At 75.7% G+C, this 19,385-nt stretch carries 24 protein-coding genes; 15 read left to right on the forward strand and 9 right to left on the reverse strand.

Annotated features, from left to right (window positions below; translation table 11 throughout):
• The first annotated feature begins 1 nt into the window (after position 1).
• From ACGBYP_RS04805 to ACGBYP_RS04830, 6 genes are all read left to right on the forward strand, one after another.
• Entirely contained in the window at positions 2-619 is a 618-nt protein-coding gene (locus tag ACGBYP_RS04805; protein WP_411582118.1) for a riboflavin synthase, read from the forward strand.
• Entirely contained in the window at positions 616-1,905 is a 1,290-nt protein-coding gene (locus tag ACGBYP_RS04810) for a bifunctional 3,4-dihydroxy-2-butanone-4-phosphate synthase/GTP cyclohydrolase II (protein WP_411582119.1), read from the forward strand. The genes ACGBYP_RS04805 and ACGBYP_RS04810 overlap by 4 nt, the downstream gene beginning before the upstream one ends.
• A gap of 61 nt (positions 1,906-1,966) precedes the next feature.
• Entirely contained in the window at positions 1,967-2,476 is a 510-nt protein-coding gene (ribH, locus tag ACGBYP_RS04815) for a 6,7-dimethyl-8-ribityllumazine synthase (RefSeq protein WP_411582120.1), read from the forward strand.
• Positions 2,473-2,736 carry a phosphoribosyl-ATP diphosphatase gene (locus ACGBYP_RS04820; protein WP_411582121.1) on the forward strand — a complete coding sequence of 88 codons (264 nt, stop codon included), beginning with the start codon at positions 2,473-2,475 and terminating at the stop codon, positions 2,734-2,736. The genes ribH and ACGBYP_RS04820 overlap by 4 nt, the downstream gene beginning before the upstream one ends.
• 91 nt (positions 2,737-2,827) lie before the next feature.
• Positions 2,828-3,694 carry an ATP phosphoribosyltransferase gene (gene hisG, locus ACGBYP_RS04825; protein ID WP_411582122.1) on the forward strand — a complete coding sequence of 289 codons (867 nt, stop codon included), beginning with the start codon at positions 2,828-2,830 and terminating at the stop codon, positions 3,692-3,694.
• A 137-nt stretch (positions 3,695-3,831) separates the two neighbouring features.
• Positions 3,832-4,287, forward strand: coding sequence for an SSI family serine proteinase inhibitor (locus ACGBYP_RS04830; RefSeq protein ID WP_411582123.1), 456 nt, complete (start codon positions 3,832-3,834; stop codon positions 4,285-4,287).
• A 21-nt stretch (positions 4,288-4,308) separates the two neighbouring features.
• On the opposite strand, the gene ACGBYP_RS04835 is transcribed toward ACGBYP_RS04830, so the two are convergent.
• Positions 4,309-5,205 (reverse strand): DUF2877 domain-containing protein, encoded by an 897-nt coding sequence (locus tag ACGBYP_RS04835; RefSeq protein WP_411582124.1) that lies wholly within the window; start codon positions 5,203-5,205, stop codon positions 4,309-4,311.
• A 544-nt stretch (positions 5,206-5,749) separates the two neighbouring features.
• Between ACGBYP_RS04835 and ACGBYP_RS04840 the strand changes: the two genes are divergently transcribed.
• The gene (locus ACGBYP_RS04840) at positions 5,750-7,633 is read left to right on the forward strand and encodes a PucR family transcriptional regulator (protein WP_411582125.1); all 1,884 of its coding nucleotides are present in this window, start codon (positions 5,750-5,752) and stop codon (positions 7,631-7,633) included.
• Positions 7,634-7,669: 36 nt separating this feature from the next.
• Here ACGBYP_RS04840 and ACGBYP_RS04845 read toward each other — a convergent pair whose 3' ends face one another.
• Entirely contained in the window at positions 7,670-8,068 is a 399-nt protein-coding gene (locus ACGBYP_RS04845; protein ID WP_411582126.1) for an SRPBCC family protein, read from the reverse strand.
• A gap of 38 nt (positions 8,069-8,106) precedes the next feature.
• Positions 8,107-8,832: a TetR/AcrR family transcriptional regulator gene (locus tag ACGBYP_RS04850; protein ID WP_411582127.1), complete on the reverse strand. Its 726-nt coding sequence runs from the start codon at positions 8,830-8,832 to the stop codon at positions 8,107-8,109.
• A gap of 87 nt (positions 8,833-8,919) precedes the next feature.
• Between ACGBYP_RS04850 and ACGBYP_RS04855 the strand changes: the two genes are divergently transcribed.
• Together ACGBYP_RS04855 and ACGBYP_RS04860 are read left to right on the forward strand one after the other, a co-directional pair.
• Complete coding sequence (locus tag ACGBYP_RS04855) at positions 8,920-9,774, forward strand: NAD(P)H-binding protein (protein ID WP_411582128.1); 855 nt, start codon at positions 8,920-8,922, stop codon at positions 9,772-9,774.
• A gap of 106 nt (positions 9,775-9,880) precedes the next feature.
• Positions 9,881-10,792: a DMT family transporter gene (locus ACGBYP_RS04860; RefSeq protein WP_411582129.1), complete on the forward strand. Its 912-nt coding sequence runs from the start codon at positions 9,881-9,883 to the stop codon at positions 10,790-10,792.
• 1 nt (position 10,793) lies between these two features.
• Here ACGBYP_RS04860 and ACGBYP_RS04865 read toward each other — a convergent pair whose 3' ends face one another.
• Entirely contained in the window at positions 10,794-11,114 is a 321-nt protein-coding gene (locus tag ACGBYP_RS04865) for an ArsR/SmtB family transcription factor (protein WP_411582130.1), read from the reverse strand.
• A gap of 96 nt (positions 11,115-11,210) precedes the next feature.
• Here ACGBYP_RS04865 and arsM point away from each other — a divergent pair, with 96 nt between their 5' ends.
• The 3 genes from arsM to ACGBYP_RS04880 are packed head-to-tail and all read left to right on the forward strand — an operon-like array spanning position 11,211 to position 13,455.
• Entirely contained in the window at positions 11,211-11,942 is a 732-nt protein-coding gene (gene arsM / locus ACGBYP_RS04870) for an arsenite methyltransferase (RefSeq protein WP_411582131.1), read from the forward strand.
• Positions 11,939-13,051 carry an ACR3 family arsenite efflux transporter gene (arsB, locus tag ACGBYP_RS04875; protein WP_411582132.1) on the forward strand — a complete coding sequence of 371 codons (1,113 nt, stop codon included), beginning with the start codon at positions 11,939-11,941 and terminating at the stop codon, positions 13,049-13,051. The genes arsM and arsB overlap by 4 nt, the downstream gene beginning before the upstream one ends.
• Positions 13,048-13,455 (forward strand): arsenate reductase ArsC, encoded by a 408-nt coding sequence (locus ACGBYP_RS04880; protein ID WP_411582133.1) that lies wholly within the window; start codon positions 13,048-13,050, stop codon positions 13,453-13,455. The genes arsB and ACGBYP_RS04880 overlap by 4 nt, the downstream gene beginning before the upstream one ends.
• Before the next feature lie 256 nt (positions 13,456-13,711).
• Here ACGBYP_RS04880 and ACGBYP_RS04885 read toward each other — a convergent pair whose 3' ends face one another.
• Positions 13,712-14,479 carry a DUF998 domain-containing protein gene (locus tag ACGBYP_RS04885; protein ID WP_411582134.1) on the reverse strand — a complete coding sequence of 256 codons (768 nt, stop codon included), beginning with the start codon at positions 14,477-14,479 and terminating at the stop codon, positions 13,712-13,714.
• Between the two features lie 98 nt (positions 14,480-14,577).
• Between ACGBYP_RS04885 and ACGBYP_RS04890 the strand changes: the two genes are divergently transcribed.
• Entirely contained in the window at positions 14,578-14,910 is a 333-nt protein-coding gene (locus tag ACGBYP_RS04890; RefSeq protein WP_411582135.1) for a YnfA family protein, read from the forward strand.
• Here the strand turns inward: ACGBYP_RS04890 and ACGBYP_RS04895 are convergent.
• The gene (locus tag ACGBYP_RS04895; protein WP_411582136.1) at positions 14,885-15,322 is read right to left on the reverse strand and encodes a hypothetical protein; all 438 of its coding nucleotides are present in this window, start codon (positions 15,320-15,322) and stop codon (positions 14,885-14,887) included. The two genes, ACGBYP_RS04890 and ACGBYP_RS04895, sit on opposite strands and share 26 nt — an antisense overlap.
• A gap of 85 nt (positions 15,323-15,407) precedes the next feature.
• On the opposite strand from ACGBYP_RS04895, the gene ACGBYP_RS04900 reads away from it, so the two are divergent.
• A complete protein-coding gene (locus ACGBYP_RS04900) occupies positions 15,408-16,991 on the forward strand; it encodes a Mur ligase family protein (protein ID WP_411582137.1) in 1,584 nt (527 codons plus the stop codon).
• A 44-nt stretch (positions 16,992-17,035) separates the two neighbouring features.
• Entirely contained in the window at positions 17,036-18,247 is a 1,212-nt protein-coding gene (locus ACGBYP_RS04905; RefSeq protein WP_411582138.1) for an MFS transporter, read from the forward strand.
• A gap of 62 nt (positions 18,248-18,309) precedes the next feature.
• On the opposite strand, the gene ACGBYP_RS04910 is transcribed toward ACGBYP_RS04905, so the two are convergent.
• The 3 genes from ACGBYP_RS04910 to ACGBYP_RS04920 all read right to left on the reverse strand — a co-directional run bounded on the left by ACGBYP_RS04910 (position 18,310) and on the right by ACGBYP_RS04920 (position 19,380).
• Entirely contained in the window at positions 18,310-18,513 is a 204-nt protein-coding gene (locus ACGBYP_RS04910) for a hypothetical protein (RefSeq protein WP_411582139.1), read from the reverse strand.
• Positions 18,514-18,609: 96 nt separating this feature from the next.
• A complete protein-coding gene (locus ACGBYP_RS04915) occupies positions 18,610-19,050 on the reverse strand; it encodes a hypothetical protein (protein WP_411582140.1) in 441 nt (146 codons plus the stop codon).
• An 18-nt stretch (positions 19,051-19,068) separates the two neighbouring features.
• Positions 19,069-19,380 (reverse strand): hypothetical protein, encoded by a 312-nt coding sequence (locus ACGBYP_RS04920; protein WP_411582141.1) that lies wholly within the window; start codon positions 19,378-19,380, stop codon positions 19,069-19,071.
• Positions 19,381-19,385 lie beyond the last annotated feature (5 nt).

Raw genomic sequence — 19,385 nt, forward strand, 5'->3', positions numbered from 1 at the left:
CGTGTTCACCGGCATCGTGGAGGAGCTCGGCACCCTGGAGGTGCGCGAGGACGGCGCGGACAGCGCCGTGCTGCGCATCCGCGCGCGCAAGACCCTCGAGGGCGTCGCCCTGGGCGACTCGATCTCGGTCAACGGCGTGTGCCTGACCGTGACCGGCGTCGAGCCCGGCGCCGACGGCAGCTCCGTGTGGCGCACCGACGTGATGGCCGAGACGCTGCGCCGCTCGAGCCTGGGCGCCACCGGCGTCGGCGACGCGGTCAACCTCGAGCGCGCCGTCACCGCCGAGACCCGCCTCGGCGGGCACATCGTGCAGGGCCACGTCGACGGCGTCGGCACCGTCGTCTCCCGCACGCCCGGCGACCAGTGGGAGGTCGTGCGCATCGCCGTCCCGGCCGAGCTGGCCCGCTACGTCGTGGAGAAGGGCTCCATCACCGTCGACGGCGTCTCGCTCACCGTCAGCGCACTGGCCGACGAGCCCGAGCCGTGGTTCGAGGTCAGCCTCATCCCGACCACCCTGCGCGAGACCACGCTGGGCGCCCGCACCCCGGGCAGCCCGGTCAACCTGGAGGTGGACGTCATCGCCAAGTACGTCGAGCGGCTGCTGGGGGCACGTCGATGAGCGAGCTGCGGCTGGACACCATCGAGGACGCCATCGCCGCGATCAAGGGCGGCCGCCCCGTCGTCGTCATCGACGACGAGGACCGGGAGAACGAGGGCGACCTCATCTTCGCCGCCGAGCTGGCCACCCCCGAGGTCGTCGCCTTCACGGTCCGCTACACCTCGGGCTACATCTGCGTGGCCGTCACCGAGGCCGACGCCGACCGGCTCGACCTGCCCCCGATGTTCCGGGTCAACCAGGACCGGCGCGGCACCGCCTACACGGTCACCGTCGACGCCCGCGAGGGCGTGACCACCGGCATCTCCGCCGTCGACCGGGCGCACACGATCCGCACCCTGGCCTCGGCCGAGACCACCTCCGGCGACCTGGCCCGCCCCGGCCACGTCGTCCCGCTGCGCGCCCGGGACGGCGGGGTGCTGCGGCGCCCCGGCCACACCGAGGCCGCCGTCGACCTGGCCGTGCTCGCCGGGCTCCGCCCGGCCGGCGCGCTGTGCGAGGTCGTCAGCGAGCAGGACCCCACCGGCATGGCCCGCGGCGCGGAGCTGCGCCAATTCGCCGACGCCCACGACCTGGTGATGGTCGCTATCGCCGACCTCATCGCCTACCGCAAGCGCTTCGACAAGCTGGTCGAGCGGGTCGCCGAGGCCCGGGTGCCGCTGCGCGCCGGCGAGTTCACCGCGGTCGGCTACCGCAGCTCCTACGACGAGCGGGAGCACGTGGCCTTCGTCTACGGCGACATCGCCGACGGCGAGGACGTCCTGGTGCGGGTGCACTCCGAGTGCCTCACCGGCGACGTCTTCGGCTCGCTGCGCTGCGACTGCGGCCCCCAGCTGGACGCCGCGCTGACCGCGGTGGCCCAGGAAGGCCGCGGCGTCGTCCTGTACATCCGCGGGCACGAGGGCCGGGGCATCGGCCTGCTGCACAAGCTGCAGGCCTACCAGCTGCAGGACTCCGGCGCCGACACCATCGACGCCAACCTGGGTCTGGGCCTGCCCGCCGACGCCCGCGACTACGGCACCGGAGCACAGATCCTGGTCGACCTGGGCATCCGCACCATGCGGCTGCTCACCAACAACCCGACCAAGCGCGCCGGGCTCGAGGGCTACGGCCTGAAGATCACCGGCCGGGTCGCGCTGCCCACCCACGTCACGGCCGACAACATCGGCTACCTGCGCACCAAGCGCGACCGGATGGGCCACCTGCTCGAGATCATCGAGCCGGAGGGCCCCGACCTCGCCGACGAGCTCGCGGTGCCCGTGCGGCGCAACGAGGAGCAGCCGCTGTGAGCGCCGCCGTCGGTACCGGGCACACTGCAGCGTCCTTCCCCACGAACACCGAGGAGCACCCATGAGCGGGGCCGGAGCACCGGGCCAGCAGCCGATCGACGCCGCAGGGCTGACCCTGGGGATCGTCGCCGGGACCTGGCACAGCGAGATCGCCGACTCCCTGCTGGCCCGCGCGGTCGCCTGCGCCGAGGCCTCCGGCATCCCCTCGCCGACCGTCGTCCGGGTGCCCGGCGCGCTCGAGCTGCCGGTGGTCGCCCAGGCGCTGGCCGCCACCCACGACGCCGTCGTCGCCCTCGGCGTCGTCGTGCGCGGTGGGACGCCGCACTTCGAGTACGTCTGCGACTCCTTCACCGCCGGCCTGACCCGGGTGGCGCTGGACTCCGGCAAGCCCGTCGGCAACGGCGTGCTCACCACCGAGGGCGAGCGCCAGGCCCGCGACCGCGCCGGCATGGACGACTCCGGTGAGGACAAGGGCTGGGAGGCCGCCGCAGCCGCCCTGCAGACCGCGCTGGTCCTGCGCGAGCTGCGCACGCCCAAGCAGGGCACCGGCTTCGGGGTGACCCCGGCGTGAAGACCTTCGACGAGCTCTTCGCCGAGCTGAGCGACAAGGTCGCCGCCGGTGACCCCGCCTCCGGCACCGTCACCGCCGTCGCCGACGGCGTGCACGCGGCCGGCAAGAAGGTCGTCGAGGAGGCGGCCGAGTCCTGGATGGCCGCCGAGTTCGAGGACGAGCAGCGCACCGCGGAGGAGATCAGCCAGCTCCTCTACCGGGTGCAGGTGCTGATGCTGGCCCGGGGCCTGTCCCTGGCCGACGTCTACGCTCACCTCTGAACGTGAGGACCCCCTTGCCCCCCACCACTCGCAGGCTCGTGGCGGGGCCCTGCAAGGGGGCCGCCCGAACCGCCCGTTGAAGGAGCTTGCTGTGCTGCGCGTCGCCGTCCCGAACAAGGGCGTCCTGAGCGAACCCGCCCAGGCGATGCTCGCCGAGAGCGGCTACCGGCAGCGGCGCAGCCTCAAGGACCTCGCGGTGTACGACCCGGAGAACGACACCGAGTTCTTCTACCTGCGGCCGCGGGACATCGCGATCTACGTCGCCGCCGGCACGCTGGACGTCGGGATCACCGGCCGCGACATGCTGCTGGAGACCACCCCGACCGACGGCGCCGGGGCGGTCGCGGCCGAGGTCATGGCGCTGGGCTTCGGGCGGTCCTCCTTCCGCTTCGCCAGCCCCGCGGAGTCCACGGTCGACGAGGTCGCCAAGCTCGAGGGCAGGCGGATCGCCACCGCCTACCCCGGCCTGCTGCAGCGCTTCCTCGACTCGACCGGCATGAAGGCCGACGTCGTCAAGCTCGACGGCGCGGTCGAGACCGCCTGCCGCCTCGGCGTCGCCGACGCCGTGTGCGACGTGGTCGAGACCGGGACGACGCTGCGCGCGGCCGGGCTGCGGATCATCGGCGAGCCGGTGCTGGCCAGCGAGGCGGTGCTGGTGCGCCGCGAGGGCGCCGAGGAGATCCCGGCCGTCGCCCAGTTGCGCCGCCGGCTGCAGGGCGTCCTGGTCGCCCGGCGCTACGTGATGCTCGACTACGACTGCCCCAACGAGCTGCTCGCCCGGGCCACCGCCATCACCCCCGGGCTCGAGGGCCCGACGGTCAGCCCGCTGCACACCGAGGGCTGGTCGGCGGTGCGGGCGATGGTCGGCAAGGACGACACCAACCGGGTCATGGACGAGCTCTGGGAGCTCGGCGCCCGCGCCATCCTGGTCACCAGCATCGCCGCCTCCCGGATCTGAGTCCGGGCGGTCCGGCGCGGCGGCCGGTCGCGCCGAGGCGGGACGTCGTCCCCGCGGGCTGTCGACACGGGCACGGACGCCGCAGCGCGGGCCGTGTCCTCGGCCGGGCGTGCCCGTGGAGGCGGCATGCTGGGGGGATGCGCCGCATCGCCGTGCCGGTCCTGTTGCTGCCCTTCGCCGTCCTCACCGCGTGCGGCGGGGACGGCGGCGGTTCCGCCACCGGCAGTACCGGCGCGCCGGCGTCGAGCACGGCGGCCGCGTCGAGCGGCCCGGCCGACGGCGAGCTGGTCGTCGAGCTGGTGCCCGAGCAGGGCGAGGCCGCGCAGACCTACCGGCTCTCCTGCGCCGGGCAGCCCGCCGGCGACCTCCCCGACCCGGCCGCCGCCTGCGCCCAGCTGGCGGGCCAGCCGGACCCGTTCGCCGAGCTGTCGGCCGACACCATGTGCACCCAGCTGTTCGGCGGCCCGCAGACCGCGCACGTCACCGGCCGGTGGGCGGGGGAGCCGGTGGACCTGCAGCTCTCCCGCACCGACGGCTGCCGGATCGCCCAGTGGGACCGCCTCGCTGCGCTGCTGCCCGGTCCGACCGGCTGACGCCGGCCGGACCGGGACCGCTCAGCGGGGACGGCTGGTGCGCTCGACCAGGTCGATCGCGGTGCACAGCCCCAGGGCCAGCGCGCGGCCGCTGGTCGCGCCGCTGGCCAGCAGCGCCCGGATCGCCGGGACCAGCGGGCCGTCGCCGACCATCGCCCGCAGCACGGCGGCGTACTCGCCGGTGACCCGGCCGGCCGCCGCGTGCCGCAGCAGCGCCCGGGACAGCTCGGTGGTGCGGCCGGCGGCGAGGCCGGTGACCCCGCTGCCGAAGCGCTCCGCGGCCGGGTGGCCCAGCAGCACCAGCCCGGCGGTGGTGCCGGCCAGCACGTCGTCGCCGACCGGGGTCAGGCCGGGGCCCTCGCCGACCAGCCGGGTCGCGGTGCGCAGGGCGGCGTCGAGGTCGGCGCGGCGGACCGCACCGCGCAGCGCGGCGAGCGGGCCGCTCGGCCCGCCGGCCAGGCCGGGCAGGACGAACGCGCTGTGCGGGACGCCCTCGCCGTAGAGGGCGGACCGCAGCTCACGGACCCCCTCGGGCAGCAGCGCCGGCCGGGCGGTGGGCAGCTTGGGCCGCGGGTCCCACCACGCCGCCGCGCTCACCGTCAGGTCGCCGACGACCAGCCGGCCGCCGCCGACCTGGGCCGGTGCCCCGCTGGGCGCCGACACCAACGGGTGGCCGTTGGACGGGCGGAACAGCACCAGCCCCAGGGGCAGCCGCGCGGCGTCGGAGGTCAGCACGCCGACCACCTCGGGCCCGGACGGCGTCGGGACGCTGACGTACAGCGCGGTGGGCGCCGACAGCAGGACCGTGCCCTGGCGCAGCGGGCCGCGGAGCAGCTCGGCCACCCCGGTGCTGGCCTGGGCCGGCACCGACGGGCGGGCGCCGGACGGCATGGCCCCGGACAGGTGGAGCGTCGGCATCCCGGCGCGGGCGGCCCGCCCCGGACGGCCGGACCGCGGAGCCGGCGCGGAACGCTGTGGCTCGGACGGCGCGGTGCTGCGTGCCGCGGTGGGCCGGTTCGCGGCCGACCGTGGTGCCACTGTGCGGTGCGGGCCGGTCCCGGTCGTGACCTCGCTGGTCACGGCGTCACCCTGCCCGCCGGTGCTCTCGTCGATCGTGCGCATCTGACCTCCACCCCCGTGCGGTCGCCGGCAGCGGTCGATGTGCCGACTGCCGTCCCAACTGCTCACCCGGGCGGCGGCGCCGGCCCCTGGTTGCACGGAGCCGCCTACCATCCGATCGGGACACAGGTCGGGGGACGAACGTATGTGGCGCGTCCCCCGGGCCTGTATGGCGATTCTCGCCAAGCGTTGGTTCTCGCGTCCAGAGACGTCTGACAGAATCTCGCCTGGTTCTACGTGACACGGCGTTTTGGGGGTACGTACAGTGACTGAACGTGAGACGTCCGTGACATACGCTGCACATAGTGACCGCTCGGCCACGTTCAGCACGGTCCCACCCTCGGTGGAACCGGTGCTCTCGCAGTTGCCCCCGGCCGACCGCACCGCCCTGCAGGACAGCATGGGGCTCACCGTCGACCAGCTGCTCGACCTGCCCGGCCTGACCGGCACGATCGTCGTCGGCGGCGCCACCGGCACCCGGCGCATCGTGCGGCACGTCGTCGTCGAGGAGCCGCACGACCCGCTCGGCAGCGCCGGGCCCGACGTCCTGGTGGTGCTCGCCGGGCGGCTCGGGTCCCGTGACCCGGCGCAGAGCCGCGCGGTCATCGAGCGGTTGCACCGCGCCGGCAGCGGGGCGCTCGCCTTCCGCTCCGAGGGCGGGCAGGGCAACGCCGCCGGGGAGGTGCCTGCCGAGGTGCTGGCCGAGGCCGACCGCCGTGGCTTCCCGGTGCTGGCGCTGCCGTCGTCCACCCGGCTGGACGAGGTCGTGGCCGAGGTGCTCGGCGCGATCATCGACAAGCAGACCCAGGCGCTCAGCCTCGCCAACCGGATGCACAACCAGTTCATCGACGTGGCGCTGTCCGGCGGTGGGCTGGCCGAGGTGACCACCCAGGTGTCGACCTTCCTGGCGGGTGCCGCGGTGCTCGGGCTCGGGCCCGACCGCGAGGTCGCCACCAGCGCCGGCCCGCCGGAGGAGGTCGCCGAGATCCGCGACTGGCTGTGGCTGCTCGACGCCGCCGCCGACGACGCGTTCGCCGACCTCACGCCGTCCCGCCGGCTGTCGGGCAACCGCGCCGACCAGAGCGTGGTCACCCCCGCCGACGTCCTCGCCGACGCCGACCTGTCACCGGCCGACGGCATCCTGCTCGTGCCCGGCCACCACGAGCTCCCCGGCGGGGTGGGCGAGTACGCCGTCGCCCCGGTCATGGCCGGCGAGCAGCGGCACGGCTGGCTGGTCGCGGTCAACCGGCACGGGCCGATGCTGCTCGGCGCCGGTGCGGTGCTCGAGCAGGCCGCGGTCATCGCCGCGCTGTCGGAGATCCGGATGCAGGCCGTGCACTCGGTCGAGCTGCGCTTCCAGGGCGACATGGTGCGCCGGCTGGTCGGTGGCTCGTTCGCCCACACCGAACGGGCACTGGCCTACGCGCGCTCCTTCGGCTGGCGGCTCGACGGCCCGGTCGTGGTCCTGGTGACCGCCACCGAGACCGTCGCCGACGCCGGCGCCGACCCCACCCGGGCGCTCGACGTGCTCGACCGGCTGGCCGACGGCTGGCGGTCCGCGGTCGACAGCGAGGTCGCCGGTGCCGCGGTCGCGGGCCTGGCGACCGAGATCGTCACCGTGCTGCCCCTGGACGGGCGCACCCCCGAGGAGCTGTCGGGCCTGGTCGCCGCGGTGACCGCCCGGGTCAACGCGCGGCTGCGCCGGGTCGGCCGGCTGCTGGGCACCGGGATCGGCCGCCCCGCCGAGTCGCTGCAGGTGCTGGGCGACGCCTACCAGCAGGCCCAGCGCGCGCTGGTCGTCGGCCAGGAGATCCACGGCGGGCACGCGGTCACCCACTTCGACCAGCTGGGCGTCTTCCGGTTGCTCTCGCTCATCCCCGACAGCTCCGAGCTGCGGTCCTACGTCGACGAGGTGCTCGGCCCGCTGGCCGACTCCACCGACCCGGACTCGGTCGACCTGCGCGACACCCTGCGGGTGCTGCTGGAGACCAACCTCAACGTCGCGGAGTCCGCGCGCCGGCTGCACTTCCACTACAACACGATGCGCTACCGGATCGGCAAGCTCGAGCGGCTGCTGGGGCCCTTCACCACCGACCCGACGCTGCGGCTGAACCTGCTCCTCGCGCTGCACGCCGCGCGGATCCGCGGGCTGGACCAGCCGCACCGCCCGCCGGTGGAGAGCGTCGCCGCCGCCGTCCTGGACGACGGGCTCGAGTCGCTGGTGTGACGTCCGGCCCCGCAGTGGGGCCGGCAGCTCCGGGCCTCACCGCCCGGCCTCGACCACCCGCTTGAGGGTGGCGAGGTCGGCGGTGACCGCCGCGGCGTCGGCGGCGAAGTCCTCGTCGGCCGTGCCCGGTGCCCGGCGCAGGGTGAACACGACCTCGCAGCCCTCGCCGTCGGGCAGCACGCGCAGCGGGTTGGTGACCGCGGTGCCGTCGGGCAGCGTCACGTCGTGGTCGAGGACACCGAAGGGGTTGCGCTCGGCGAAGCGGACGACGACCCGCCCCATCGGTGAGTCCGCGACCCACTCGCCGTCCACCTCGGCGATGCCCCCGGCCAGCCCGGCGGCCCATGCGGGCAGGTGGGCGGGGTCGCGGACGTAGTCGTAGACCTCGCGGGCGGGCCGGTCGATCGCGACGGCCAGGTGCAGGGACTCGCGCATGGGCCCATCCTGGCGCGTGGGACCGGCCGGACGGGGGGCTACGGCTGCCCGGCGGCGAGCGCCTCGACGGCGCGGTCGAGCAGCTCGCCCAGCAGGTGCTGCTCGCCCGGGGTCAGCACGTCGAGCTGTGGCGCCACCGCGCGGAAGGCGACGGTCGCGGCCATCGGCCCGGCGTCGGCGGTGGCCGGTGCGTCGGTGAGCACCTCGCGCAGGACCGCCTCGAACATGCTGTCGGCGAGCCCGGGATCGCGCCGGTCGGGCGGGGTGGCCAGCAGCACGTGGATGGCGCCGATCCCGGCTGCCTGGAACACCGCGACGGCGCGCTGCTCGCTCACCCGCAGCCGGCCGGTCGCGGCCACCCGTCGGATCCGGGCCGCGAGCACCTCCCGGCCCTGCTGCGCGGCGGGGGAGGGGCGCACCCGGTCGGGGTCGCTGAGCAGTCGGAACAGCGTCGGGTTGGTGACGCCGAAGTCGATCTGCCGGTCCCACCCGGCGCGCAGGTCCGCGACCGGGTCGACGTCGTCGGCGCTCGCGGCCTCGACCTGGGCGGCCTTGGCGGTGACGTAGGTGGTCATCACGTGCTCGGCCACGGCGTCGAGCAGGCCGTCCTTGTCGCCGAACAGGCGGTAGATCGCCGGCGGTTGCACGCCGGCCGCCTCGGCCACGCCACGGGTGGTCACCGCGGCCGGGCCGTGCTCGCGCAGCAGCTGGGCGGCGCCGTCGACGATGCGGGTGCGTAGGTCGCCCCGGTCGGTCTCGCTCACGTATCAACGTTATCGCACTGCAGATATCAGTGTGATATCACTGGAAGCGCTTCACCGTTTCCAGCGATACGACCTCAGGAGCCCCTCATGATCACCGTCACCGGAGCGACCGGCGCCCTCAACGGCGCGACCGTCGACCACCTGCTCCAACGCCTGCCCGCCGACCAGCTCGTGGTCGTCGCCCGCGACGTCGCGGCGGCCCGGCGGTTCGCCGACCGGGGGGTCGAGGTGCGCCACGGCGACTACGCCGACCCGGCGTCCCTGCCGGCCGCCTTCGCCGGGGCCGACCAGCTGCTGCTGGTGTCCTCCAGCGACCCGGCCGCCGACGCGGTGGCCCTGCACCGCACCGCGATCGAGGCGGCGGTCGCGGCGGGCGTCGGCCGGGTCCTGTACACCAGCCACCAGGGGGCCGCGCCCGCGACGCCGTTCGGCCCCGGGCGCGACCACGCCGCCACCGAGCAGAAGCTGGCCGACTCGGGCCTCGCGTGGACGTCGCTGCGCAACGGCTTCTACGCGCACAGCCTGCTCTTCATGACCGGGGCGTGGCGGGAGACCGGCCGGATCGAGGTCCCCGCCGACGGCCCGGTGTCCTGGACCTCGCGGGAGGACCAGGCCGAGGCCGCTGCGCTCGTCCTGCTCTCCGACGGCGGGTACGACGGGCCGGTGACCCTCACCGCGACCGCGGCGCCCACCTTCGCCGACGTCGCCGCGACCGCCGCGGAGGTGGCCGGGCGGCCGGTCGAGCGGGTGCTGGTCGACCCCGGGGAGTGGCTCGCCGGCCAGGTGGCCGGCGGCACGCCGGAGTTCGTCGCCCGCTTCATGCTCGGCATGTACTCCGCCGCCGAGCAGGGCTTCTTCGCCGGCGTCGACCCGCTGCTCGGCGAGCTGCTGGGCCGGGAGCCGCGCACCGTGCGCGACCTGCTGGCCGCACCCGCGCACTGACCCGACCGCACCGCTCCTGCCACTCATCGCTCCGGGACGGCCAGTCCCGGGTGCCGTGGCCGGAAGCCGCCGGAGGACGTCGCCGGCGCCACCTAGGGTCGGCGACGTGCCCGCCACCCCACGCTCGCCCCTGGTCCTGCTCGCGGTCTCGGTGACCGTGCTCGCCTGGGCGTCGGCCTTCATCGGCATCCGCGCGGTCGGCGAGGACCTCTCGCCCGGCGCGCTCGCGCTGGGCCGGCTGGCCGTCGGCACGCTCGTGCTCGGTCTGCTGCTCGCCCCGCGCGGCTGGGTGCGGCCCACGGCGGGGGAGTGGCGGCTGCTGGTGGTCTGCGGCGTGGGCTGGTTCGGCGTCTACAACGTCGCGCTCAACGCCGCCGAGCAGCACCTGGACGCCGGCACCACCGCGATGCTGGTCAACATCGGCCCGGTGCTCATCGCGGTGTTCGCCGGCCTGCTGCTCGGTGAGGGGTTCCCGCGCTGGCTGGTCATCGGGCTGGCGGTCGCCTTCTGTGGCGTCCTGCTCATCGGCTTCGCCACCCGTGAGGCGGGCGCCGACCTGCTGGGCGTCGTCCTGTGCCTGGTCGCCGCACTCACCTACGCCATCGGCGTCGTGTCGCAGAAGCCGCTGCTGCGCCGGCTGCCGGCGCTGCAGGTCACCTTCACCGCCTGCGCCATCGGCGCGGTGTGCTGCCTGCCCTGGGCCGGTGCCCTGGTCGCCGACCTGGGGGCCGCCCCGGCGTCGTCGGTGCTGGGCATGGTCTACCTGGGCGCGGTGCCGACGGCGCTGGCGTTCAGCACCTGGGCCTACGCGCTGGGCCGGATGGACGCCGGGCGGCTGGCGGTCACCACCTACCTGGTCCCGCCGATCGTCGTGCTGCTGGGCTGGGCGCTGCTGGACGAGGTGCCCCCGGGCCTGGCCTTCGTCGGTGGCGCCGTCTGCCTGGTGGGGGTGGCGGTGTCCCGGCGGCGGGTGCGCCCGCCGGTGCCGGCGCCCGCCGAGGCAGGGGCCTCGGCGTGAGTCAGGGGGTCGACAGCACCCGGGCCAGGTCGGCCAGTGCGCCGGGCACCAGGGCGTAGTAGGCCCACACCCCGCGCTTGTCGCGGGTCATCAGCCCGGCGTCGACCAGCACCTTGAGGTGGTGGGAGACCGTCGGCTGCGACAGGCCGACCGGCTCGGTCAGGTCGCAGACGCAGGCCTCGCCGCCGTGTGCGGCGACCAGCGACACCAGCCGCAGCCGGGTCGGGTCGGCCAGCGCCTTCACCGTGCGGGCCAGCGCCTGGGCGTCCTCGGCCGACAGGGGGGCGCCCTGCAGGGGCGAGCAGCAGGCGACGGTGGTCATGACGCCCATCGTGCCGCAGACATTGACATCCGTCGATCTGTTGGGTCACAGTTGCCTCCGACGAGGCATCGACGGACGTCGATGGAGGAGGGGACGATGAGCGAGCTCCGTGAGCAGGTGCGCGAGCGGTACGCCGCGGCCGCCCGGCAGGTGACCGACGCCGGGTGCTGCGGTCCGCAGCCGGTCGAGGTCGACGAGCGCTTCGGCGCCGGGCTGTACGCCGACGGCGAGACCGCGGGGCTGCCGGCCGAGGCGGTCGCGGCGAGCCTGGGCTGCGGCAACCCGATGGTGGTCGCCGACCTGCGGCCGGGGGAGCGGGTGCTCGACCTGGGCTCCGGCGGGGGCATCGACGTCCTGCTGTCCGCGCGGCGGGTCGGGCCGACCGGCTTCGCCTACGGGGTGGACATGACCGAGGAGATGCTGGCGCTCGCCCGGCGGAACGCCGAGCGGGCCGGCGCCACCAACGTCGAGTTCCGCCGCGGGCAGATCGAGGCGCTGCCCTTCGCCGACGCCAGCGTCGACGTGGTGATCAGCAACTGCGTGGTCAACCTGTCCACCGACAAGGCCGCGGTCCTCGCCGAGGCCTTCCGGGTGCTGGCACCCGGCGGGCGGTTCGGCATCTCCGACGTCGTCGCCGACGACGCGCTGACCCCGGCCGAGCGGGCCGCGCGCGGCAGCCACGTCGGTTGCATCGCCGGGGCGCTGTCGATCGGCGAGTACACCGCCGGGCTGCTGGCCGCCGGCTTCGCCGACCCGGAGGTCGTGCTCACCCACCCGGTCGCCGACGGCATGCACGGCGCGATCGTGCGCGCCGGGAAGCCCGCGTGAGCGACGTCGTCGGCGACCTCGCCAGCCCGGCCCCCGATGCGCCGGTCCTGGCCCGGCTCTCCCGCCTCGACCGCTTCCTGCCGGTCTGGATCCTCACCGCGATGGCCGCCGGGCTGCTGCTCGGCCGGGCAGTGCCCGGCCTGGACGACGCGCTGGACGCCGTCCGGGTGGGCGAGGTCAGCCTGCCGATCGCGCTCGGCCTGCTGCTGATGATGTACCCGGTGCTGGCGAAGGTCCGGTATTCCGAGCTGGACCGGGTCACCGGCGACCGCCGGCTGCTCGGCGCCTCGCTGGCGCTCAACTGGCTCATCGGCCCGGCGCTGATGTTCGCCCTGGCCTGGCTGCTGCTGCCCGACCTGCCCGAGTACCGCACCGGCCTGGTCATCGTCGGTCTGGCCCGCTGCATCGCCATGGTGCTGATCTGGAACGACCTGTCCTGCGGTGACCGCGAGGCCGCCGCGGTGCTGGTCGCGATCAACTCGGTGTTCCAGGTCGTGGCCTTCGCCGCGCTCGGCTGGTTCTACCTGCAGGTGCTGCCCGGCTGGCTGGGTCTGCCGACCACCTCGGCGGAGTTCAGCGTCGGCGCCATCGTGCTCAGCGTGCTGGTCTTCCTGGGCATCCCGCTGGTCGCCGGGTTCGCCACCCGCACGATCGGTGAGCGCACCCGGGGCCGCGACTGGTACGAGAGCCGCTTCCTGCCGCGCATCGGCCCGGTCGCGCTGTACGGGCTGCTGTTCACCATCGTCGTGCTCTTCGCGCTGCAGGGCGACGCGATCACGTCCGCGCCCTGGGACGTCGTCCGCATCGCGCTGCCGCTGCTGGCCTACTTCGTCCTGATGTTCGGCGGCTCGTTCGTGCTCGGCCTGCGGCTGCGGCTGGGGTACGCGAAGACCGCCACGCTGGCCTTCACCGCCACCGGCAACAACTTCGAGCTGGCCATCGCGGTGGCCATCGGCACCTTCGGCGTCACCTCCGGGCAGGCCCTGGCCGGCGTGGTCGGACCGCTCATCGAGGTGCCCGCGCTCGTCGCGCTCGTGTACGTCTCGCTGTGGGCAGGCCGCCGCTGGCTGCCCGACGACCCCACCGTCCCGAGGAGGACCACCCCGTGAGCACCCCCAGCGTCCTGTTCGTCTGCGTGCACAACGCCGGCCGCTCCCAGATGGCCGCCGGCTGGCTGCGGCACCTGGCCGGCGACGCCGTCGAGGTCCGCTCCGCCGGCTCGGTCCCGGGCGACCAGGTCAACCCCGCCGCCGTCGCCGCGATGGCCGAGGTCGGCATCGACATCTCCGACCAGCGCCCGAAGGTGCTCACCACCGACGCCGTCGAGGCCTCCGACGTGGTCATCACCATGGGCTGCGGCGACGCCTGCCCGGTCTTCCCGGGCAAGCGGTACCTGGACTGGGCGCTGACCGACCCGGCCGGCAAGGGCGTGGACGCGGTGCGCCCGATCCGCGACGAGCTCGAGGCCCGCATCCGCGGCCTGCTCACCGAGCTGGACGTCACCGCCCGGTGACCCAGGCCGTCCTGCGCACCGACCGGCTGCTGCTGGAGCCGTCGTCGGACGTGCACGTCGGGCTCGAGGTGGACCTGGACGATGCGGTGCCTGGCGCCCCGCCTGCGCTGCGGCGAGGAGTGGCTCGCCCGCTGAGCCGCGGCCGGGCGCCGTCCTGGCTCACCCCGCTCGCTCCTGGCTCAGGACACGCCGTGAGCCAGGAGCAACCACGATCAGGTCACCTGATCCCGGCAGCGTCGAGGGGCGGTCGCCGGGGTCAGCGGCGGCGGGGGGCCCAGGGGTCCTCGGGGTCGAAGTCGTCGTCCTCGGCCGCGGGCTGCGAGGCCGGCTGCGGGGCCGGGCGGGGCTCGGGACGGCGGTTCGCGGCGGCCTCGAGGGCCGCGTCGCGGGCCGCGGCCTGCTGGGCGCGCTGCAGCCGGGCGTCCTCGCGCAGCTGGCGGCGGCTCGGCGTCCCGTCGGGGTTGGTGAGGGCGAGCCAGTCGTCCTTCTGCCGCCACAGCGCGACACCGGCCGCGGTCAGCCCGATCGGCAGCACGTAGGCCGCGACCCGCTCGGTGCCGCCCTCGCCGAGGAAGAGGAACACGGCCGCGCCGAAGAAGATCGTGGCGATGACGCCCAGCAGGCCGAGCACCGCCAGCAGGGTGCCCAGGCCCTCGGAGCGGGGCCGCACGCCGTAGGCCAGCGCGGTCAGCCCGATCGCGCCGCCCAACAGGTGCACGCCGGCGGCGACCGCGTGCACGGTGCCGTCGCCGTCGGAGGGGAAGACCCCGACCAGCAGGACGCCGATGCCCGACAGCGTCAGCAGCACCCGGGTCAGCCGCCCGCCGGTGCCGGCCAGCCCCGGTCCGAGCAGCAGCGCGCCGGCGGCGATGAGCACGCCCTGCACGATGAAGGAGCCGTTCATCAGCAGCCGGGCCGAGGACTCCGCCGTCCCGAGGTCGCTGATCGTGTCGCGGGTGTAGGAGTAGCCCCCGAACCGGGAGGCCGCGATGGCCTCCACGACGAAGAACTGCAGAGTCAGCACCCACGCGAGTCCGCCCAGGCGGTACCGGCTGTCCGTCACGAGGAGTCATCGTCCCACCCGATCCTGGGCCCGGGGGGCGGGGCGGCAGAGTGGGTGGTGTGACCATCCGCTCCATCGCCCTGTTCGTGCTGGCCGCGCTGCTGGAGATCGGCGGCGCCTGGCTGGTCTGGCAGGGGCTGCGCGAGCACCGCGGCTGGCTCTGGGTGGGCGTGGGCATGGTGTCGCTCGCGCTGTACGGGATGGTCGCCACCCTGCAGCCCGAGGCGGCCTTCGGCCGGGTGCTGGCCGCCTACGGCGGGGTCTTCGTCGCCGGGTCGCTGCTGTGGGCGGTGGTCGCCGACGGCTTCCGGCCCGACCGGTGGGACGTCCTGGGCGCGGCGGTCTGCCTGGCCGGGGTGGCGCTGATCATGTACGCGCCCCGCGGCGGCTGACTCCGGCCAGCGCCAGCACCGCGGCGTACTGCTCGGCCGACAGCCACGACGGGTTGCTGCCCGCGGGCATCCGCAGCACCTCGGCGTCCCGCGCCGCGGGGTCGGCCAGCAGCTCGGCGCGGTCGACCGGCTCGGCCAGCCGGGTGAGGCGCACCAGCACCGCCGGCCCGCCGTCGGTGTCCCGGACCGGGCCGGCCACCTCGCCGAGGGCCTGCACACCGGGGCGGTCGCGGCCGCTGACCCACAGCAGCACCGGCTGCCCGGCGCGCACCAGCTCCAGCCGGTAGGACGGGCGCACGCAGCGGTCCAGTTCGGCGGTGGCGCCGGGCAGCCACCCGGGCAGCACCTCGCCGGGTGGGCGGGAGCTCTTGATCACCCAGCAGGCGACGTCGGCGGTGGTCAGTCGGCCCATGGCGGCAGCCAACCAGGCCGTGACCGGTGGTGCACGGCACGGTCTCGTGCTGCTGATCGCGGCGGTTCCCCCTACCGTGGACCGGGTGTCGCTCCCCGGGGTCCCCTGGTCAGCCGTCGAGGGGCGGGCCCGTACGGCCGCGACCGGCCCGGTCGTGGCCTCCGGTGCGACCGACGGGCTCGTGCTGCACGGCCTGGTCACCGACTCGCGGGCGGTGACCCCGGGCTGCCTGTTCGCCTGCGTGCGGGGCGGGCGCAGCGACGGCCACCGGTTCGCGGCCGCGGCGGTGGCCGCCGGCGCCGCGGCGCTGCTGGTCGACCGGCCGGTCGACGCCGACGTCCCGCAGCTGCTGGTGCCCTCGGTGCGCGCGCAACTCGGGCCGCTGGGCGCCCTGCTGGCCGGCGACCCGGCCGACCGGCTGCGCCTGGTGGGGGTCACCGGCAGCAACGGCAAGACGACGACGAGCACCCTGGTGCGCGGCGTGCTGCAGGCCGCCGGCGAGTGCGCCGGGGTGGTCACCACGCTCGGCGCCCGGGTCGGCGACCAGCAGCGGGGCACCCGGCTGACCACACCGGAGGCGCCCGAGCTGCACGGACTGCTGGCCTGGATGCTCGACGCGGGCGCCACCAGTGCGGTGGTGGAGGCCTCCTCGATCGCCCTGGACGTCGGCCGGGTCGACGGCGTGCACGTGCAGGTCGCGGTGTTCACCGGGTTCGAGGAGGACCACCTCGACCACCACGGCACCATCGAGCAGTACTGGGCCAGCAAGGCGCGGCTGTTCAGCCCCGAGCGCACCGACAGCGCGGTGGTCGTGGTCGACGAGCCGTGGGGACGCCGGCTCGCCGACCAGGCCCGGGTGCCGATCACCCGGGTCTCGGCCACCGACGACCCCACCGCCGACGTGCGGGTGCTCAGCTGGCGCACCGGCGCCTCGGGCACCAGCCTGGTGCTCGAGGACGGCGACGGGCGGCACTGGCTGTCCTCGCCGCTGGTCGGCCGGGTGCACGTGGGCAACCTCGCCGCCGCCTGGGCCACCGGCCGGGTGCTGGGCATCCCGGCGCAGACCGTCGCCGCGGGGCTGGCCACCACCGCGCCCCCGGTCGGCCGCAACACCCTGCTGCGCGCCGACGTCGGGCCGCTCGTGGTCGTCGACTACGCACACACCCCGCGCGCCCTGGCCGCGGCGCTGCAGACCGCCCAGGAACTGACCGGTGAGGGTGGCCGGGTGCACCTGGTGCTCGGTGCCCGCGGCCGGCGCGACCGGTACAAGCGGCAGGGCCTCGGCGTCTCCGCCCGCGCCGCCGACACCGTGTGGCTGACCAACGAGGGCAGCCACGGGGAGCGGCCCGCGTCGATCGTCGAGGAGCTGCGGGTCGGGCTGCTCGGCGGCAGCGCCGAGGTGCGCACCGTGCTCGACCGCCGGGCGGCGATCACCGCCGCCGTCGACACCGCCGGGGACGCCGACGTGGTGATCGTGGTCGGCCGCGGTCACGAGACGACGATGACCGACGACGGCCCTCCGGTGGCCTTCGAGGACGCCGGCGTGGCCCGTGAGGCGCTGGAGGCACGGGCCGCGCGGGCCCGCGGGGCCGCGCCCAACGTGGTGACCGCCCTCAACGAGGTGGCCACCGTCGAGCTGGCCGGGGAGCTCGCCGACCGGGCCTCCTGACCCCCGCTGCCGGGGACCCGGCGCACCGGGGCAGGCTGGCCGCGATGAGCACGGGGGAGTGGGTCGGGCACCGCACCGGGGAGCCCGGTTTCCGGCGCGCCGCCGTCGCGGTGTTCCTCGCCGGGGTCGCGGTGTTCTCCAGCCTCTACGCCCCGCAGGCGCTGCTGCCCGAGCTCACCCGGTCCTTCGCCGTCACCCCGGCCGCGTCCACCCTGTCGATCTCGGTGAGCACCGCCGCGCTGGCCGTGGGCCTGCTGGTGCTCGGGCCGCTGTCGGACCGGCGCGGGCGCACCGGGATCCTGCACGCCAGCCTGGCCGCCAACGCGGTGCTGGGGGTGCTGATCGCGCTCGCGCCGGCCTGGCCGGTGCTGCTCGTGCTGCGCGGGCTGCAGGGCTTCGCGCTCGCCGGGCTGCCCGCGGTCGCGGTGGCCTACCTGCGCGAGGAGCTGCACCCGGGCGTCAGCTCACGGGCCATCGGGCTCTACGTCAGCGGGACGGCGATCGGTGGGCTGTCCGGGCGGCTGGTCACCGGGTTCCTCACCGAGCTCGGCGGCTGGCGGACGGCGCTGGGCGGGACCGCCGTCCTCGCGGTGGCCTGCGCGGTCGCCGTCCGGCTGCTGCTGCCCGGCTCCCGGCTGTTCACGCCGGTGGTCGCTGAGGGCCGGCTGCTGCCCCAGCTGGCCCGGGCCTTCACCGACCCGGCGCTGCTGGCGCTCTACGGGATCGCCGCGCTGCTGATGGGCGGGTCGGTGGCGGTCTACAACGCGGTCACGTTCCGGCTGGAGGCGCTGCCCTACCTGCTCACCCCCGCGCTCGCCGGGCTGGTGTTCCTGGCCTACCTGCCGGGGTCGGCCAGCTCGCCGGTGGCCGGTGCGCTGTCCGACCGGTTCGGGCGCCGGCTGGTGGTGCCGGCGACGGTGGCGGTGATGGGCGGTGGCATCGCGCTGACCCTGCTCGACCCGCTGTGGTGCGTCGTGCTCGGGTTGTGCGTCCTGTCCACCGGCTTCTTCGCCGCGCACGGGGTGGCCAGCGGCTGGGTGGCGGTGCGGGCGCAGCTGGGTGGCCGGGCCGTGGGACAGGCGGCCTCGCTGTACTCGTTCTGGTACTACGTCGGCTCCTCGGTGGCCGGCACGCTGGCCGGCCGGGCCTGGCAGGGCGCCGGGTGGACCGGCGTCGTCCTGCTCGCCGGGGGGTGCACCGCCGGGGCGCTGGTGCTCGCCGTGCTGCTCGGGCGCACCCGCGCGCTCACCCCCTGACACGCGCCAGGGGCGGCGACCCGGCGATGCCGGGACGCCGCCCCTGGTCGGGACCGGTGCGGTCAGGCCTCGGTCGCGTCGTGCTCGTAGGCCCCCGCGGGGTCGGCGTCGTCGGAGCCGACGGCCTGGCGCTCCAGCTCGGTGCGGTGCTCCAGGACCTCGTCGGAGGGGTGCGGGTCCTTGGCGTGCTCGGTGCGGTCCCGGGTCACCGGCTCCTCGGGGAGGATCACGTCGTCGAGCGTCGGTTCGTCGTGCGGGCTGGTCATCTCTGCCTCCGCTCTCGGTGTCCGGGCATCTCCCGGACGTCGTCCACCCCTCCCTATCCCGTGACGGTGCCTGCGCAAACCGACCCGGGAGGACGGTCACCGGCGCGGTCGGGCCGGTCGCTGCGCGCGGCGTCCCTGCCGGGTGACCGACCAGGTCGCGAGGACGGCGGCGAGGAGCACCGCCGTGGCCGGCGCGGAGGCCAGGACGGCGTAGACCGCCTGACCCGCCCGGCCGTCGCCGGCCAGCTCCTCGTCGGAACAGGCCACCGCCACCACCGTGCCAACGATCCCCAGGGGCGGGACCACCAGCCGGCGCGCCCGTCCGCCGGACCGGTGCCGGACGGCGCCGGCGACCTGGGCGAGGCCGAGCGGGAGCGCCAGCACCCCGACGGCCGACCACGTGAGCGGCGGCCACAGGGCCAGAGCGAGCCCGGGGAGGCCGACGAACACGCCGGCGAAGACGCCGCTCGCGATCGCGGCGACCTCCAGCCCCGAGAACGGACGGCGTCGGGCCGGCGCCCGCGGCTGCTCGGTCACGCGTGGAGCGTAGGACGCTCAGCCCTGTTTCAGCTGGTCGGCAGGCAGCCACGCCTCGACCAGCACCGGCCCGTGCGCCCCGGGGACGGCGTAGGCGACCCGGCCGTGCCAGCCGTCCTCCTGCTGGCGCCACTCGACCAGCAGGCCCGGCCACGTGCCGGGGGCGTCGGGTGGGTCGAGCACCCAGCAGTGCCGGCCGGACCCGTCGCCGGCGGGGCGGCGCGGTGCCGGGCGCGGCTCGGGCCCGGACGGCGGTGCGGGCACGCCGGAGCGCGCGGCGCGGTCGGCCAGCGAGATGCCGTGCTGTCCGCGCTGCATCCCCCCGGCCACCGGCA

Origin of the sequence: Modestobacter sp. SSW1-42 (assembly GCF_046635825.1) — a bacterium.
Lineage (GTDB): Bacteria > Actinomycetota > Actinomycetes > Mycobacteriales > Geodermatophilaceae > Modestobacter.

What these genes read in the sequence shown, in the direction of transcription:
- ribH (WP_411582120.1), top strand. Translation starts at nt 1,967, where the DNA reads ATGAGCGGGGCCGGAGCACCGGGCCAGCAGCCGATCGACGCCGCAGGG.
- ACGBYP_RS04855 (WP_411582128.1), top strand. Translation starts at nt 8,920, where the DNA reads ATGATCACCGTCACCGGAGCGACCGGCGCCCTCAACGGCGCGACCGTC.
- ACGBYP_RS04810 (WP_411582119.1), top strand. Translation starts at nt 616, where the DNA reads ATGAGCGAGCTGCGGCTGGACACCATCGAGGACGCCATCGCCGCGATC.
- ACGBYP_RS04865 (WP_411582130.1), bottom strand. Translation starts at nt 11,114, where the DNA reads ATGACCACCGTCGCCTGCTGCTCGCCCCTGCAGGGCGCCCCCCTGTCG.
- ACGBYP_RS04835 (WP_411582124.1), bottom strand. Translation starts at nt 5,205, where the DNA reads ATGCCGACGCTCCACCTGTCCGGGGCCATGCCGTCCGGCGCCCGCCCG.
- ACGBYP_RS04910 (WP_411582139.1), bottom strand. Translation starts at nt 18,513, where the DNA reads ATGACCAGCCCGCACGACGAACCGACGCTCGACGACGTGATCCTCCCC.
- ACGBYP_RS04905 (WP_411582138.1), top strand. Translation starts at nt 17,036, where the DNA reads ATGAGCACGGGGGAGTGGGTCGGGCACCGCACCGGGGAGCCCGGTTTC.
- arsM (WP_411582131.1), top strand. Translation starts at nt 11,211, where the DNA reads ATGAGCGAGCTCCGTGAGCAGGTGCGCGAGCGGTACGCCGCGGCCGCC.
- ACGBYP_RS04830 (WP_411582123.1), top strand. Translation starts at nt 3,832, where the DNA reads ATGCGCCGCATCGCCGTGCCGGTCCTGTTGCTGCCCTTCGCCGTCCTC.
- ACGBYP_RS04895 (WP_411582136.1), bottom strand. Translation starts at nt 15,322, where the DNA reads ATGGGCCGACTGACCACCGCCGACGTCGCCTGCTGGGTGATCAAGAGC.
- ACGBYP_RS04845 (WP_411582126.1), bottom strand. Translation starts at nt 8,068, where the DNA reads ATGCGCGAGTCCCTGCACCTGGCCGTCGCGATCGACCGGCCCGCCCGC.